General features: G+C 60.9%; 13 protein-coding genes and 1 pseudogene. 6 read left to right on the forward strand and 8 right to left on the reverse strand.

Features of this window, described 5'->3' with window-relative positions:
* Positions 1 to 50: 50 nt before the first annotated feature.
* The 3 genes from REA38_RS07635 (at position 51) to REA38_RS07645 (ending at position 3361) form a co-directional block, all read left to right on the forward strand.
* A complete protein-coding gene (locus REA38_RS07635; protein ID WP_308885544.1) occupies positions 51 to 2606 on the forward strand; it encodes a heavy metal translocating P-type ATPase in 2556 nt (851 codons plus the stop codon).
* Positions 2607 to 2618: 12 nt separating this feature from the next.
* Positions 2619 to 3089 carry a Cu(I)-responsive transcriptional regulator gene (gene cueR, locus REA38_RS07640; RefSeq protein WP_308885545.1) on the forward strand — a complete coding sequence of 157 codons (471 nt, stop codon included), beginning with the start codon at positions 2619 to 2621 and terminating at the stop codon, positions 3087 to 3089.
* 74 nt (positions 3090 to 3163) lie between these two features.
* Complete coding sequence (locus tag REA38_RS07645) at positions 3164 to 3361, forward strand: heavy-metal-associated domain-containing protein (RefSeq protein ID WP_170310378.1); 198 nt, start codon at positions 3164 to 3166, stop codon at positions 3359 to 3361.
* 8 nt (positions 3362 to 3369) lie between these two features.
* Here REA38_RS07645 and REA38_RS07650 read toward each other — a convergent pair whose 3' ends face one another.
* From REA38_RS07650 to REA38_RS07675, 6 genes are all read right to left on the reverse strand, one after another.
* Positions 3370 to 3729: a DUF1493 family protein gene (locus REA38_RS07650; protein ID WP_164141013.1), complete on the reverse strand. Its 360-nt coding sequence runs from the start codon at positions 3727 to 3729 to the stop codon at positions 3370 to 3372.
* A 157-nt stretch (positions 3730 to 3886) separates the two neighbouring features.
* Positions 3887 to 5329 carry an efflux transporter outer membrane subunit gene (locus REA38_RS07655; protein WP_308885546.1) on the reverse strand — a complete coding sequence of 481 codons (1443 nt, stop codon included), beginning with the start codon at positions 5327 to 5329 and terminating at the stop codon, positions 3887 to 3889.
* 1 nt (position 5330) lies between these two features.
* Entirely contained in the window at positions 5331 to 8468 is a 3138-nt protein-coding gene (locus REA38_RS07660; RefSeq protein WP_308885547.1) for an efflux RND transporter permease subunit, read from the reverse strand.
* A 1-nt stretch (position 8469) separates the two neighbouring features.
* On the reverse strand, positions 8470 to 9612 hold the full coding sequence (locus tag REA38_RS07665; protein ID WP_033634581.1) for an efflux RND transporter periplasmic adaptor subunit: 1143 nt from the start codon (positions 9610 to 9612) through the stop codon (positions 8470 to 8472).
* A 214-nt stretch (positions 9613 to 9826) separates the two neighbouring features.
* Positions 9827 to 10507: a class I SAM-dependent methyltransferase gene (locus REA38_RS07670; protein WP_308885548.1), complete on the reverse strand. Its 681-nt coding sequence runs from the start codon at positions 10505 to 10507 to the stop codon at positions 9827 to 9829.
* A gap of 85 nt (positions 10508 to 10592) precedes the next feature.
* Entirely contained in the window at positions 10593 to 11723 is a 1131-nt protein-coding gene (locus REA38_RS07675; RefSeq protein WP_308885550.1) for an agmatine deiminase family protein, read from the reverse strand.
* A gap of 143 nt (positions 11724 to 11866) precedes the next feature.
* Here REA38_RS07675 and REA38_RS07680 point away from each other — a divergent pair, with 143 nt between their 5' ends.
* Entirely contained in the window at positions 11867 to 12730 is an 864-nt protein-coding gene (locus REA38_RS07680) for a LysR substrate-binding domain-containing protein (RefSeq protein ID WP_033634584.1), read from the forward strand.
* A 161-nt stretch (positions 12731 to 12891) separates the two neighbouring features.
* Positions 12892 to 14565: a gamma-glutamyltransferase gene (gene ggt / locus REA38_RS07685; protein ID WP_049196918.1), complete on the forward strand. Its 1674-nt coding sequence runs from the start codon at positions 12892 to 12894 to the stop codon at positions 14563 to 14565.
* Positions 14566 to 14823: 258 nt separating this feature from the next.
* Here ggt and REA38_RS07690 read toward each other — a convergent pair whose 3' ends face one another.
* Positions 14824 to 15819 (reverse strand): hypothetical protein, encoded by a 996-nt coding sequence (locus REA38_RS07690; RefSeq protein ID WP_308885551.1) that lies wholly within the window; start codon positions 15817 to 15819, stop codon positions 14824 to 14826.
* 150 nt (positions 15820 to 15969) lie between these two features.
* On the opposite strand from REA38_RS07690, the pseudogene REA38_RS07695 reads away from it, so the two are divergent.
* Positions 15970 to 16110, forward strand: a pseudogene (locus REA38_RS07695) (hypothetical protein); the annotation flags it as partial.
* Positions 16111 to 16172: 62 nt separating this feature from the next.
* Here the strand turns inward: REA38_RS07695 and REA38_RS07700 are convergent.
* Positions 16173 to 16943 carry a DeoR/GlpR family DNA-binding transcription regulator gene (locus REA38_RS07700; protein WP_039566063.1) on the reverse strand — a complete coding sequence of 257 codons (771 nt, stop codon included), beginning with the start codon at positions 16941 to 16943 and terminating at the stop codon, positions 16173 to 16175.
* Positions 16944 to 17041: the final 98 nt, after the last annotated feature.

Here is a 17041-nt window from a genome sequence, read left to right on the forward strand (position 1 = left end):
AGGAAGCTCTAGCCTTGCTGATACCAGCCACTCCTTTAAGGGCACATAACATGAATTCATCCAATGCCAACTTCCCCCAGCCTTCGTCCGTGCGTCTGAGTCTGCCGGTTGAAGGCATGACCTGCGCCTCCTGCGTCGGTCGCGTCGAGCGGGCCTTGACGGCGGTTCCCGGCGTGCAGGCGGCAACGGTCAATCTCGCCACCGAACGCGCCGACATCACGTTTACCGGCCAGGCGAATCCGCAGGCGGCGGCCCGCGCCATCGAAGGCGCCGGCTATACCGTGCGAGAAGAAACCACTGAGCTGGCGATCGAAAATATGACCTGCGCCTCCTGTGTCGGGCGGGTGGAGAAAGCGTTGAGCCAGGTCGCCGGCGTTACCGAAGCCAATGTCAATCTGGCGACCGAACGTGCGCGGGTGCGCTATCTGGCCGGCACCGTATCCCTGGAAGACCTCGCCGCTGCCGTCACCCGCGCCGGTTATACGCCTCGCCGCCTGACGGCGGGTAGCCCCAGCGCGGACGACCAGGCCGCCGAACGGCGCGAAAATGAGTCACGCGCGTTGCGGCGCGCCCTGTTCGGCGCCGCCCTGTTCACCTTGCCGGTATTCCTGTTGGAAATGGGGTCGCACCTCATTCCCGCCATACATGAGTGGGTCATGGAGGGGTTGGGCGTGCAGACAAGCTGGTATATCCAGTTTGTCCTCACCACTTTGGTCTTATTTGGCCCCGGCCTGCGCTTCTTCCGCAAAGGCGTTCCTGCGCTGCTGCGCGGCGCCCCCGACATGAACTCGCTGGTTGCGGTCGGCACGGCGGCGGCCTACGGTTATTCGCTGGTCGCCACTTTCGCCCCCGGGGTGTTGCCGCAGGGCACCGCCAACGTCTATTTCGAAGCCGCCGCCGTGATCGTCACGCTGATCCTGCTCGGACGCGTGCTGGAGGCGCGCGCCAAGGGGCGCACCTCACAGGCCATCAAACGGCTCGTCGGCCTTCAACCCAAGGTCGCACGCGTTGAACGGCATGGTGAAACGGTTGAAATCCCTCTCGAACAGGTGGTTGCCGGTGATGTGGTCTTCGTCCGGCCGGGGGAGAAAATCGCGGTGGATGGCGAAGTTCTGGAAGGCGCGTCTTATGTCGATGAAAGCATGATCACCGGTGAACCGGTGCCGGTCGAGAAAACCGTGGGGGCCGATGTGGTCGGCGGAACCATCAACAAAACCGGCGCGTTCAGTTTCCGGGCGACAAAAGTCGGCGCGAATACCGTCCTGGCGCAAATCATTCGATTGGTGGAGGAAGCGCAGGGTTCCAAACTGCCGATTCAGGCGTTGGTCGATAAGGTGACGATGTGGTTTGTTCCGGCCGTCATGGCGGCGGCGGTACTGACCTTTCTGGTTTGGCTGTTCTTCGGGCCGTTGCCCGCGCTGACCTTCGCGCTGGTGAATGCGGTCGCCGTGTTGATTATTGCCTGCCCTTGCGCCATGGGCCTGGCGACGCCAACCTCTATCATGGTCGGCTCCGGGCGCGCCGCCGAGCTGGGCGTGCTGTTTCGCAAGGGCGAAGCGTTGCAGGCCCTGCGCGATGTGGGCGTTATCGCCCTCGACAAAACCGGCACGCTGACCAAAGGCCGCCCCGAGTTGACCGATCTGGTGCCCGCGGACGGTTTCGAATACCACGAAGTACTGGCCTTGGTCGCTGCGGTCGAGACACGGTCCGAACACCCCATCGCCGAAGCTATCGTCGCGGCGGCAAGAGAGCAGAATCTTACGCTCGCCGCTGTCGACAGTTTCGACGCCACACCCGGTTTCGGCGTAACGGCGCGCATCGGCCAACGCCGGATCTCCGTTGGCGCAGATCGCTTCATGACCAGGCTCGGGCTTGATGTGACACGTTTTCAGCTCGTCGCCGAGCGCCTCGGCGACCAGGGGAAAAGCCCGCTTTATGCCGCCATTGATGGCCGTTTGGCTGCGGTGATCGCGGTTGCCGATCCGATTAAGGAAACAACGCCGGAAGCTATCGCTGCGCTGCATGCGCTTGGGCTCAAGGTTGCGATGATCACCGGCGACAATGCCGCGACGGCGGCGGCGATCGCCCGGCAATTGGGGATTGACGAAGTCGCGGCCGAAGTGCTTCCCGAAGGCAAGGTGGCGGCGTTGAAATCCTTCCGCAACAGCGGCGCGAAAGTCGCCTTCGTCGGCGACGGCATCAACGATGCGCCGGCACTGGCGGAGGCGGACGTTGGGCTGGCTATCGGTACAGGCACCGATGTGGCGATAGAAGCGGCCGATGTGGTGCTGATGTCGGGCGACCTGCGCGGCGTAGCCAACGCCATTGCGCTCAGTCAGGCGACGATCCGCAACATCAAGCAGAACCTGTTTTGGGCCTTCGCCTATAACGCCGTCCTGATCCCAGTGGCAGCCGGCGCGCTTTATCCCCTGAACGGCACGCTGCTTTCGCCTATTTTCGCCGCGGCCGCGATGGCGCTTTCCAGCGTTTTCGTCCTTGGCAATGCACTGCGGCTCAAACGTTTCCAGGCGCCGATGGCCGTCGAGAGCCGCGCTGAAGCGGCGGCGGCAACCGCGCAACCCGACGGAATATCGGCATCATCGTAACAGGAGGACAGGATGAACATCGGACAAGCAGCCCGGTTATCCGGCGTTTCGGCGAAGATGATTCGCTATTACGAGCAAATAGGCCTGATCCCGAGAGCGGCTCGCTCCGATGCGGGATACCGCCACTACGGCATGTCGGACGTGCATGGCCTGCGTTTTATCCGGCGCTCACGCGACTTGGGTTTTTCCGTTGAGCAGATATCTGCGTTGCTGATGCTGTGGCACGACCGCGAACGCGCCAGCGCCGATGTTAAAGCCGTAGCGCTATCCCATATCGCCGTGCTGAAAGCCAAGATTGCGGAACTGCAGACGATGGCGCAAACGCTGGAACGCCTTGCCGGCCATTGCCACGGCAATACGCGCCCCGACTGCCCTATTCTGGCGGGTTTAGCACAACCGGCGGCGCTCATCGCGCCGCGCCAAACGCCGCATTTCGGGGTGATGCGCGAGCCGAAACCACGACGACCGCGTGAATCGTCATAAAAAGAGTTTGACCCTGTCACGCTGGCAAGCTTTACCGTTATCAAACACCGTAATCGACGAGGAGAGTAAAAATGATTCGTTTTCATATTCCAGCCATGACCTGCGGCGGCTGCGCCAGTTCCGTCACCCGGGCGTTGCTGAACGTTGACCCGCAGGCGCGTATTCAAACCGATCCGGCCAGGCGGGAAGTGCTCATCGACAGTGCGTTGCACAGCGATGCCTTCGGCGCCGCGCTGGACGAAGCCGGTTTTCCTCCGGCCGAGCCGGATTAAGCGGCGCGTCAGGCCTGGCGCAGCTGTTCGATAAGAAAGTGGATATCGTACAACCAGCGTTTGGCGCGCGCGGAACGCACCAGCATCGACACGCACAGCGGCCGAGGGTGTTCTTTGCAGGCGGAGGGGGAAAACCAGCGGCCGGTGTTGGCCGGCGGCTGGAAATACAGCTCGTGGTTATAGTTGCCGCTGTCGACGCCGAAGGTATCGAAGTAGCGGCGCATCAGCGTATTGGAATCGCTGAACGACAGGTTGAGCGCGGTGTTGATCTCGGTTTCCGGGGTGATGACCACGCCCTTCTTCAGCCGCCCTGATGCGTTGAAGGCGGCGATAAGCGCGATGACCTGTTGCTGAATGTCTTCTGCCATGACGACCTCGAGCCGGTATGAATAAAAGAGGAATGCGGTTCTCTGTCTGACTCTGCCTGCCCCGGCGAGTTCTGGCCGCCGGCCGGGTTTTCCGTTTCTTTACACTTTCCATAAAAAAACCGCGCGCAGCCACACTCCCGGCGCGCGCGGTTGACGGTTAGCGGCTGAGCGTCGTCTTGTCGGCGATGACGCCGTCCCCCTGCCGCTCGGCGGCAACGCCGCCGCCCAACACTTTATACAGGGTGGCCTGATTGTCATACGCGGTCTGCTGCGCGGCGATCAGCGCCTGCTGCGCCGTGTACAGCGTGCGCTGCGCGTCCAGCAGCGTCAGGTAGCTGTCAATGCCCTGGCGGTAACGCAGCTCGGCCAGACGATAATATTGCTGCGCCGCCGCCACATAGCCGGTCTGCGCCGCCAGCTGTTCCTGCAGCGTGGCCTTGCGCGCCAGCGCGTCGGCGGTTTCCTGAAATGCCGTCTGCACCGCTTTCTCATAGGTGGCGACATACAGGTCTTTCTGCGCCTGGGTATAATTCAACTGAGCCGTGTTATAGCCGCCGCTGAAGATCGGCAGGCTGATGCTCGGTGCAAACGACCAGACGCCGGCTCCGTGGCTGAACAACGAGGAGAGTTCACCGCTGCCCACTCCGCCGCTGGCGGTCAGGCTGATCGACGGGAAGAACGCCGCCCGCGCCGAGCCGATATTGGCGTTGGCGGATTTCAGGTTATGCTCGGCCTGCAGCACGTCCGGCCGCTTCAGCAACACTTGCGAAGAGACGCCGGCCGGCAGATCGCGCATGATCCCGCCGAGCGCCTCGATGCCGCTCGGCAGCAGGCTTTCCGGCACGCTTTGCCCCACCGCCAAATCCAGCGCGTTTTTCGCCTGCGCGGCGCTGGTAGCGTAGCTGGCGGCGTCCGATCGCGCCTGCTGATAGACGGTTTCCGCCGACGCCACGTCAACCAGCGACGCAATCCCGTGCTGTTGATTGTTGCGCGTGACGTCCAGCGACCGTTTGGCGCTCGCCATCGTCTGCTGCGCCACCGCCAGATTGCTGCGCTCGGCCGCCACCGCCACCCAGTCGGTGACGATATCGGCGATCAGCGTCAGGCGAGTGCTTTTCGCCGCCTCCGAGTTCGCCAGATAGGTTTCGAACGCCGCGCGCGACAGGCTGGCGTTTTTGCCGAACAGATCCAACTCGAATGCGCTGACGCCGGCCGCGGCTTCGTAGCTTTGGCTCAGCGCGGTGGCGTTGCCGCTGCCGGTCAGCGCTCGCCCGCGGCTGCCGTCGGCGGTGGCATTGATTGTCGGGAACAGCGCCGAGCGCTGCTCGCCGTACAGGGCGCGCGCCGACGCGATATTGGCGATCGCCTCGCGCAGATCGCGGCTGCTGTTCAGCCCCAGCGCCACCACCTGGCGCAGCCGGGCGTCCTGGACATAGTCGCGCCAGGCGACGTCCGGGTAGCTCAGCGCCCGGTTGCCGCCGGCCTCGCCCTGCGGCAGGTTGGCGGGCACCGGCGCCGCCGGGCGCTGGTAGTGCGGATCCAGCGACAGACAGCCGGTCAGCAGCAGCGGTAAAGTTAACATCATGACTCGTTGCAACACGTTATTCTCCTGCCTGTGACGGCGGGTTGGCGGGCCGACGGGTAAACATGCGGCGCACCAACACATAAAACAGCGGGACGAAAAAGATCGCCAAGGCGGTGGCGGTGATGGTGCCGCCGATGATGCCGGTACCGATGGCGATGCGGCTGTTGGCGCCGGCGCCGCTGGATACCGCCAGCGGCAGCACCCCGGCGGTAAACGCCAGCGAGGTCATCAGGATCGGCCGCAGGCGCATGCGCGCCGCGTGGACCGCCGCGCCAATCAGCGTTTCGCCCCGCTGGTGCATCTCCTCGGCGAACTCGACGATCAAAATGGCGTTCTTAGCCGACAGGCCGATGATGGTGAGCAGCGCCACCTGGAAGTAGATGTCGTTTTCCAGCCCGCGCAGGGTGATCGCCAGCAGCGATCCCACCACGCCCATCGGCACCACCAACATCACCGCGAACGGAATCGACCAGCTCTCATACAGCGCCGCCAGGCACAGGAACACCACGATCAGCGAAATGGCGTACAGCGACGACGCCTGGCCGCTGGTCAGCCGCTCCTGATAGGACAGCCCGCTCCAGGAGTAGCTGCTGCCGGCGGAGAATGTTGCCGCCAACTTCTCCATCTCGCTCATCGCCGTACCGGAGCTGACGCCGGTGGCGCCCTGCCCGGTGATCTCGAACGACGACAGCCCGTTATAGCGCGACAGGTTTTCCGGCCCGTAGATCCAGTGCGAAGACGCGAAGGCGGAGAACGGCGTCATGCTGCTGGCGCCCGACGCGTTGGTGCCGCGCACAAACCAGCGGTCGAGATCTTCCGGCTTGGCGCGGTACTGCACATCGCCCTGCATATAGACTTTTTTCACCCGGTTGCGATCGATAAAGTCGTTGATGTAGGTGCTGCCGAACGCGCTGCTGAGGGTGCTGTTGACGTCGGCGGCGCTCAGGCCGAGCGCCTGCAGCTTGCCGTTGTCGATCTCCACCTGCAGCTGCGGGGTATCCGGCAAGGTGTTGGCGCGCACCGCCAGCAGCGATGGATTGCCGGCGGCCGCGGCAACGATCTGGTCGCGCATCGCCTGCAGCTCGGCGCGGGTGGTCGCCCCTTTGGCCTGCAGCTCGAAGGTGAAGCCGTCGGACTGGCCGAAACCGTCGATCGCTGGCGGGCTCATGGAGAAGACCTGGGCGTCGCGCAGCGTGGCGAAGTGCGCCATGGCGCGTTTGGCGATGGCGTCGGCGGTGTTCGCGCTGCCGCTGCGCTGGCTCCAGTCTTTGAGGCTGACGAACGCCATGCCGGCGTTTTGTCCGCTGCCGCTGAAACCGAAACCGTTAATGGTAAAAATGGTGCTGACGTTGGCCTTTTCCTGGTCGAGGAAATAGGCGGTCACCGCCTCGCTCACCGCCGAGGTGCGCGCGTTGGTGGCGCCGGCCGGCAAGGTGTACTGCACCATCACCGTGCCCTGATCCTCGTTGGGCAGAAAGCCGGTCGGCAAGCGCAGGTACATCACGGCGGCGGCGATCAACAGCAGGCCGTACAGCAGCAGATAGCGCGTCGGCCGATGGATCACCCCGCCGACCTTGTCTGCGTACTTCTCCTGCATCCGCTCATAGCCGCGGTTGAATTTGCCCAGCCAGCCCTTGTCGGTCTGCGCGTCGTGCGCGGGTTTCAGCAACGTGGCGCACAAGGCCGGCGCCAGCGTCAACGCCAGCACCACCGACAACACCATCGAGGAGACGACGGTGATCGAAAACTGGCGGTAGATCACCCCGGTGGAGCCGCCGAAGAACGCCATCGGCAGAAACACCGCCGACAGCACCAGCGCAATGCCGACCAGCGCGCCGGTGATTTCGCGCATCGATTTCTCCGTCGCCTCGCGCGGCGGCAGCTTATCCTCGCGCATCACCCGTTCGACGTTTTCCACCACCACGATGGCGTCATCCACCAATAGCCCGATCGCCAACACCATGCCGAACAGCGTCAGGGTATTGATCGAATAGCCGAACGCCGCCAGCACGCCGAAGGTGCCCAGCAACACCACCGGCACGGTAATGGTCGGGATCAGCGTGGTGCGCAGGTTTTGCAGGAACACGAACATCACCACCACCACTAACGCCACCGCTTCGAACAGCGTTTTCACCACCTCCTCGATCGAGATGTTGATAAAGTCGGTGCTGTCTTTCGGGTAGGCCACCTTGTAGCCCTGCGGCATCGCGCTTTGATATTCCGCCACCTTGGCCTTCACCAGCTTGGCGGTGTTGAGGGCGTTGGCGCCCGCCGCCAGCTTGACCGCGATCCCCGCCGCCGGGTGGCCGTTGAGGCGCGCGCTGGCGGAGTAGTCCTCGTTGCCCAGCTCAATTCGCGCCACGTCGCCCAGCCGCACCAGCGCGCCGCTGCTGTCGCTTTTCAGGATGATATTGCGAAACTGTTCCGGCGTTTGCAGCCGCGACTGCGCCTTTACCGTGGCGGTCAGCTGCTGATCGGCGGCGGCCGGTAGATCGCCGATCTTGCCGGCGGACACCTGGGTGTTTTGCGCTTCGATCGCCGTCTGCACGTCGGAAGGCATCAGCGCATAGCTCGCCAGCTTGGTCGGATCCAGCCAGATGCGCATCGCGTATTCCGAGCCGAACACCTGCACGTCCCCCACGCCCTCGATGCGCGACAGCGGATCCTGCAGGTTGCTGACCAGATAGTCGGAGATATCGGCCATCGTCGCCTTGTCGCTTTCGTCATACAGCCCGACGATCAGCAAGAAGCTGCTCTGGGATTTCTTGACCGTCACGCCCTGCGCGGTAACCGCGCTCGGCAAACGGCTTTCCGCCTGCTGCACCTTGTTTTGCACCTGCACCTGAGCGATATCCGGATCGGTGCCCTGATCAAAGGTGACGTTGATGCTGACCGAGCCGCTGGAGCTACTGGTCGAAGAGAAATACAGCAGGCCGTCCAGGCCGGTGAGCTGCTGCTCAATCACCTGGGTGACGCTGTTTTCCAGCGTTTCCGCGTCCGCGCCCGGGTAGGTGGCGGAGATGGAGATCTGCGGCGGCGAGACGTCCGGGTACTGCGAAACGGGCAACGAATTGATCGACATCAGGCCGCACAGCATGATGATGATGGCGATCACCCAGGCGAATACCGGCCGCCGGATAAAGAACTGCGCCATATCACTGCTCCCCGCGTTGGGTTTTGTCGACCGAAACCTCAACCGGCTTCACCGCGGCGCCGATCGTCACCTTGCTGGTGCCTTCGACGATCAGGCGATCGCCTTCGTTCAGCCCGCTGCCGATCAGCCAATTGCTGCCCACCACCCGTTCGGCGCTGACGGTGCGCTGCGCCACTTTGTTCTGTTCGTCCACCACCAACGCGGTGGCTTCCCCTTTGGCATTGCGGGTTATGCCCTGCTGCGGCGCCAGAATGGCTTTGGGATCGACGCCGTTAGCCACCGTGGCGTGGACATACATACCGGGCAACAATTCATGTTCGGGGTTGGGGAACACCGCGCGCAGCGTGACCGAACCGGTGGCTTCGTCCACCGCCACCTCGGTCAGCTCGAGCTTGCCGGCGTGAGCATAAGGCGTGCCGTCCTCCAGCTTGATGGCGACCGGCGTGACCGCGCCGCGCTGTAACGCCGCCTGCTGGCGTCGCAGTTTAAGCAGTTGGGCGCTGGACTGGGTCAGATCAACATAGATCGGGTCGAGCGCGCGGATGGTGGCTAACGCATCGCTCTGGCTGGCGGTGACCAGCGCGCCCGGCGTCACCGACGAGATGCCGATACGGCCGGCGATCGGCGCCCGCACCTGGGTATAAGCGAGGTTGATGCGCGCCGTCTCCAGCGCCGCCTGATATTGGGCCACCGACGCCACGGCCGCCAGATAGGCGGCTTTGGCATCGTCCGCATCCTGCTGAGAAACGCCGTTCTCTTTCACCAGCGCCGCATAGCGCTGCGATTTGAGCCGGGTGGATTGCACCGTGGCCTGGGCGTTTTTCAGCTGGGCCGCGGCCTGATCGTAGCTGGCCTGATAGCTGGCAGGGTCAATTTGATACAATACCTGCCCGGCCTTGACCTCGGCCCCTTCGGTAAACAGCCGCTGCTTGATGATGCCGTCGACCTGCGGCCGCACGTCGGATGTCATGGTGGCGTTGACCCGGCCGGTCAACTCGCTGCTCAGGGTCACTGACTGGCCGCGCAGCGTGACCACGCCGACCTCCTGTTCCGCGCCCGCGCCGGCTGGCGCACCGGCGTTTTGCCCATCGCAGGCGGCCAACAACAGCGACAGCCCGAGCACCAAAAGCGTTTTCCTCTGCATTGCAATACGATCCTGTTGAGAATGACTATTCTCAATATATCGAATGCCGACATTCGCTTCTGAAAGGGTTGCGTAAGGATTCGGTAAAATCTTGTCGAAGCGGGAAACGGTGGAGCAATATCGCTCAGCGTGGTTTCAGCAAACTGGCGCAGCGGTTTTTAGCCAATGCAAGAAAGCGCTCCACTTCAGCTTGGGGCTGCGCCACGTAGGATTTTTAGGGTTTAACCAGCCTGAACACCGTTTTGGTGTGCCAATAGTAGTCGATTGCCGCCGCGATATCCGGCATCCACCCGTCCGGTTCATAGGGCACGAAGCCGGAAAAGCCCAGCCTGCGGGCAGAGACCTGGAACCCCGCGGCGGAGAAAATGCGCGCATAGTCGGCCAGCGACCGATCCTGCACCACGGTATGGGTATCTGCAGCCACCCGTTCACGCCACTGCGGCCACAGCGGGTTGCCGGTGTGGCAACCGGTCACCGTATAGTAAACGCCGCCCGGCTTCAGCACCCGCAGTATATCGGCAGCATGCTGGGCAATATCGTCGATCAGATAGATGACCTCATGACTGAAGGCGATATCGAAATGGTCGTCCCAGCCGTTCAGCCGCGTATCGGTTTGATAAACCACCGGCAGATGCCCTTTCAGCCGGTTGGCTTCATCGACGGACCGGCGAGCGATATCAACGCCAAGCCCCTGCTGAAATGGGCGGAGCTGGTACAGCAGGCGCAGAAAACCGCCCTGATTGCAGCCGAAATCCAGCACCTTCACGCCGGACAGTTCGTTTTCCGGCACCAGGCCGATAAGATGGCGCCAGATGGGCGCATGGCCATCGGCCATGGCCTCTTCCGCGCGCGGATCGCGATACCAGGTGGGAATGGTCGAGGGTGAATCGGTCATGATTTTCTCCTTGTGTCAGCGCTAAGCCAACCACAGCCGATCGTGACAAACAACCCGGTGCGCATTTTTTGAACATTGCGCGGTATTACCGACCGTGCCTTGGCAGTTGGCTGGTCACGCAGTGAATGCCGCCGCCGCCGGCGGCGATGGCGTCGATCTCCAGCTGCATCACCTTGCGCTGCGGATAGAGCGCCGTCAGCAGCGCAAGCGCCGCCCGATCCGCCTGCGGATCGCCAAACTCCGGGGCGATCACCGCTCCGTTGATGACGAAATAGTTGATGTAGCCCGCAGCAAAGTCCGGGTTGTTACGGCTGAATCGGCTGTCGCGCGGCGCCAGCGGCGGCGAAAGCGTATGCACCTGCAGCCGGCGGCCGTCGGCGTCGGTCGCCGCCTTGAGGATCGCCAGATGTTGCTGGGTAACCGCATGGTCATAAGAGGCCGGATCGGTGTCCAGGTTGGCCACTACCACGCCCGGCCGCACGAAGCGGGCGTAAAAATCGACGTGGGCGTCGGTGATGTCCCGGCCTTTAATGCCCGGCAGCCAGATAATTTTGCGCAGGCCGAGCATCGCTTTCAGCTCCTGCTCCACCCGGTCCCGGCTCCAGCCCGGATTGCGGTTCGCATTCACCCAGCTGCTCTCGGTCATGATGCCGGTGCCGTGCCCGTCCACTTCGATACCGCCGCCTTCACCCACCAATGCGCTGCGGCGCAGTTGAACAGCGCCGTAGCGGTTGGCGGCAAACGCCGCCAGGCGCGCATCCCTGGCATGCCGCTGTTTATTGCCCCAGCCGTTGAAGTTGAAATCCACCGCTCCGAGTTCGCCGGCGCCGTTGACGACGAAATTGGCGCCGAAATCGCGCACCCAGATGTCATCCAGCTCGGTGACGACATAGCTGACGTTGTGACTGCCGCAGGTGGCCTCGGCCAATTGCCGTTCATTGCCGCGGCAAAATACCGTCACTGGCTGAAACTCGGCGATGGCGCGGGCGATACGCCCCTGCGCCGCCTGCACATCCGCCGTGAATTCGCCCCAGATGGCCCGCTGCGCGCCGAAGGCGAGAAACGCCCGCTGCTGCGGTTCCCCTTCGTCGGGCATCCGCCAGGCCGGATTAAGCGCAGCTTCTGCGTGACTGCGTAACGGAATGCCTAACGAGGCCGTCAAACCGACCCCGGCAACGGCGGAAAGCTGTTTAATAAACACGCGACGAGTTGACATTGAAGACCTCCTTTAATCATTTATAATTCAAAAAGTTAAACGAATAATTCACGTTTATGCGGTTGAATCTTATGCTAGTCTTCCCCTGGCACCGCGACAAACGATATATTTAGTGGATATCTGATTAGGCAGGCTTATCGATAATGTTAAAACACTGGCCCCCTTTGAGCGCGCTGCGCGGTTTCGAAGCGGCAGCGCGCCTGGGCAGTTTTCATCAGGCAGCCGAAGAGCTGCACCTTACCCAGTCGGCCATCAGCCAGCAGATCCGCAGCCTCGAAGCGTTTCTGGAGCAGCCGCTGTTCTTCCGCACCGGCCGCAGCGTGGCGCTGACCGACGCCGGCCACGATCTGTTCAGCACCGCGCAGGTGATGCTGCAACAGCTGGCGGTCGGCATTCGCCGTTTGGATCAGTACCGCAAACCCAACCAGCTGATCGTCAACACCACCCCGGCTTTCGCCCGCCACTGGCTGACGCCGCGGCTGGGCGACTTCAATCGGCAGCATCCGCAGGTCGACCTGTGGCTGTTCACCAGCTTTGAACCGCCGAATATGGCGACGGACAGTATCGATCTGGCGATCCGCGACGATCTCAGCGCGCAGGCGGACTGCACCTTTAACCTGCTCTGCAGCGACCGGCTTTATCCCGCCTGCCACCCCAGCCTGCTGGCGTTGGCGGCGGAGCAGCGCGTGACCCTGCACGGCGAACGGGAGATGGACTGGAGCCACTGGACGGTGGCGGGCGGCGCGCACGTCGGCCAGCGCGACAGCGGGCTGAACTTCTCCGATCCCGGTCTGCTGCTGGACGCCGCCTGCAACGGCCTCGGCATCGCGTTGGTCAGCCAACTGCTGGCGCAGCACGCGCACGACGCCGGGCTGCTGCAACCGTTAACCGAGCAACGTGTGCGCGGCGCCAACTGGGCATGGCTGCTGCACCGCGACAGCGAACACAACCCGCTCGCCCGCCACTTCTGCCAATGGCTGCAGTCGGCGCTGCCCGCCGGCGCATAACGCGCCACGTCACGATTCGCCACTCTGGTCAGGCGGCCCCGCCTGACCGCTGCTACCTTCAATAAAGCGCCGCAACAGCCCGAAGAAAACGCGCTAACCTGCTGTTTCAAAATAATTAGTTGAATTCACCTGATAACTGAACATCGCTAAAAGGATCGTCTATGTCTGCCGGTTTATTGAAAACGATAGCTCTGAGCGTGGCCCTGGCCTGCCCCCTTCCCGCCGCCTTTGCCGCCGATCTCACCGCCGGTGCGGTCGCCGCCCCGGATCGGTATGGCGCTAACGTCGCCGCGCACATTCTGCAGGCCGGCGGCAATGCGGTCGACGCAGCGGTCGCCACCGCCTTTACCCTGGCGGTCACCTACCCTGAAGCCGGCAATATCGGCGGCGGCGGCTTTATGACGCTGTACGTCGACGGCAAACCCTATTTCCTCGACTACCGCGAAGTGGCGCCCAAGGCCGCCGGCAAAACTATGTATCTGAACGAGAAAGGCGAAGTGATCGAAAATCTTAGCCTGGTGGGCAGCCGCGCCGCCGGCGTGCCGGGCACCGTGCTGGGGTTGTGGGAAGCGCATAAACGCTTCGGCAAGCTGCCGTGGGCCGAACTGCTGACGCCGGCGATCGGCTACGCCCGGCAAGGTTTCACCGTGGCGGATCAGCAGTATCAGTACCGTGAAGACGCCAACAAGCTGTTCGCCGGGAAAACCAACTTCGGCGACTATTTCGGCGCCATGAAGCCCGGCGCGGTGTTCAAACAGCCGGAGCTGGCGGCCACGCTCGAGCGCATCGCCAAGTCGGGTGCCGACGATTTTTATCACGGCGAAACCGCGCGCCTGCTGGTGGCGCAAATGCAGCGCGACAATGGGCTGATCGGCGCGGCGGATTTGGCCGACTATCGGGTGAAATGGCGTGAACCGATGCGCATCAGCTGGCGCGGCAACACCGTATATACCGCCCCGCTGCCCAGCTCCGGCGGCATTGCGCTGGCGCAGCTACTGGGGATAAAAGAGGATCGCGCCGCCGATTTCAAGGGGGTGCCGCTGAACTCGGCGCGCTATATCCACCTGCTGGCGGAAATCGAAAAACGCGTGTTCGCCGATCGCGCCGACTACCTCGGCGACCCGGATTTCACTCACGTGCCGGAAGCGCAGCTGATCGCCCCCGACTACCTGAAGAAACGCGCCGCCGAGATCAACCCGACGGCGATCTCGCCGACCGAACAGGTGCGGCCGGGGCTGGAAACCCACCAAACCACCCACTTCTCGATCGTCGATGCCGCCGGCAACGCGGTCAGCAACACCTATACGCTCAACTGGGACTTCGGCAGCGGCGTGGTGGTCAAAGGCGCCGGCTTCCTGCTCAACGACGAGATGGACGACTTCAGCGCCAAACCCGGCGTCGCCAATGCCTTCGGCGTGGTGGGCAGCGACGCCAACGCCATCGAGCCGGGCAAACGCATGCTCTCCTCGATGAGCCCGACCATCATCACCCGCGACGGCGAGGTCAGCCTGGTGATCGGCACGCCGGGCGGATCGCGCATCTTCACCTCGATCTTCCAGGTGATCAACAACCTCTACGATTACCATCTGCCGCTGGCGCAGGCGGTGGCCGCCCAGCGCGTGCACCATCAGCTGTTGCCGAAGGACACCCTCTACTATGACAGCTTTGCCCCGCTGACCGGCAAACCGGCGGACGAGCTGAAAGCCATGGGCTACACCCTCGAAGACCAGGGCTGGAACATGGGGGATATTCAGGCCATCCGCATCGATGGCCGCACGCCGGAAACCGCGTCCGATCCGCGCGGCCGCGGCGTCGGCCTGGTGGTGAACAAGTAACGCCCCGGCGGCCCGCCTCCGGTTAGACGGGCCGCTACTCACTGGCAGCTGCTTACGCGGAAATTCGGCAGAAATAATTTCCTCGATCCGGTCGGCTGCTGAAAGCCGCTTGCCATAGTTTTGCCATCGACTTGATCAGCCCACTTAGTGCTGCTGCACCGCTACAGCGTACATAACCCGCTCATCCGGTAATTCTGTCAGTGGCTGCAGTCGGCTTTTCTAGGTTAATAATTACACACTCAGTTAATAGGATATACTTTATCTAGTCATTGGAATAACATCATCCATAGTGAATGGTACATTAGTACCATCGCAATGGGTGAAAAAGCCCAATCTAACTGACTCATCTGCCAAGTTAAACATCGCGATATGATGATGTTGTGCAAATATATTTTCTGAAAACAATCTAAGACCCGAACCATACAGCTCGACTTCAACAGAAAGTCCTGAGAAATCCAAACCCAAGCAGTTTGAAAGAATCTTTTGGTCAGCCGCTGGAAAACTCTCTTTATAAACCTCGTTATACTTCGGCTGAAAATACCTAATTAAACCAGCTTCGGAAAGGCAAATTATCTCTTTCTTTGAAAGAGGATGGTCTATTATACTCCTCCCTCTGCCATCATCCTCCTGCCCACCGATACTAGATTTATCCATACTGTTAAATGAAGAGGCTAGTATGCAATCATCATATTCCAATGTAACTATAAATATTTGATCATCAGGAAAGTCACACATAGTATCCGCAAGGATTTTCTGAAGTGTTGAATGGCTTCTAAGTCTATCCATTGCTGTTCTTTTTCCTTCTGCAAAGGCTTGACCTACATAGAGCACCTCCAAATCATGGTAGATCTCATTCTTGGTATATAAAGCTAGAAAGTCACTAGGCCAATATCGAATCCATTTGCCATCGCTACCCAACGTATGAATTTTTTTATGAGGATAGTCCGCCACCACTATACTTTCCTCCCCACTTTCAAATTTAAAAGGAAAACTATAGGTTGATATAACCTCCTCTCCATTGACTCTGCTAATAACTTCTCCACTCAGAATTCCATCGTTTATCAGAAGCATCTCTTTACTGCATATTGCTTTTGGCCTTTTACAAATGAGATAAATATGACTATTATCTGCTATGTTTTGATGTTCCTCTTTCATTCTTCCATCTGAGTGAAGTTGATCTGGAGTAAAAATTAGCCATCCTTTTGAAGTCATACCAATAGAGAACTCAGATACAAACTTTCTCTTGCCAGCCATAATTATTCCCTCTCCTAAATATATATAATAACCCTTGATAGCTATGAGTATTGATGGTTTAAAAGTACCTGCTCTCTAATTTTAGTATTATATTGATAGATTATTATGCATTTTTACCTGCATCTTCATAGCGTTCAATAACATTTGTTAGTCGGCGCCTACTATCCGGAGGCCAACGTGCTGGTGCCGTTGCATTACATCGATGAGGAGAGCGGCACGCCTTCGTACAAATCGGTGCCAGTTCGCGTGACGCTGAGATCCAAAGAGGTGCGTGAGGTCAAGATCGCCTAGAGGAAAGCGGTTTGAAGGCCTTCTCCGGGTTGCTCGGCCCGGAGAAGGCTGCTCATAACCCTTTATACCTGTGCGACCAACACATTAACGTTGGCCGGGAAAACCAGCCCCTCCAGCGCGTTGCCGCTGTCGGAGGTCACCAGATAATCGATCTCGGGCCATTTGGCCACCAGGGTCATCGCATGCCCGCGCAGCTTGTTTTCGTCCGCCAGCACGATGCATTTGCGGCTCTGCGCAATCATTTTGCGCGCGATGGCCGCCTCATTGACGTTTTGATCCATCACCCCGGTCTGCACATTGACCGCGCCGGCGCCGATGATGGCGTAATCGGCGAAAAACGCCTCAATGTTATTCAACGCGATCGCCCCCAGGCACTCCATTTTGGAGCCGATGAACTGCCCGCCGATCAGCACCACGTCGATGGAGTCATTTTCCAGACAGACGTTGGCGATCAGCGGCGAATTGGTGATGACCGTCAGCTGATCGACGGTCGCCAGCTGCCGGGCGAACTCCAGCGTGGTGGAGCCGAAATCCACGAACACCGTATCGCCCGGCTGGATCAGCGTCACCGCTTTCTCCGCGATGGCGCGCTTCTCGGCCTCGGCGATTTTGGCCCGTTCATTGAATTCATGCTCGAATTTGAACTGGCTGCTGACCGCGCCGCCGTGGATCTTCTTGATCAGGCGATAATCTTCCAGCTTGTTCAGATCGCGCCGAATGGTTTCCTGCGAAACCTGGAATTTATCCGCCAGCTCATTCACGTAAACCCGGCCGTTGGCCTGGATCAGCGCCAGTATTTCATTGCGCCTATCCACGGAATTAGAGATATCCATTCACATTACACTCGCTGCCTTAAGTAAGAGTGACTGCCTCCGCCGGACTCGCGGCGTCAACTGACCGAATACTACGGGTTTCAGGGCGTTAGACGCAA

Origin of the sequence: Serratia sp. MF1(2023) (genome assembly GCF_030954545.1) — a bacterium.
In the GTDB taxonomy this organism is placed as follows: Bacteria; Pseudomonadota; Gammaproteobacteria; order Enterobacterales; family Enterobacteriaceae; genus Serratia; species Serratia sarumanii.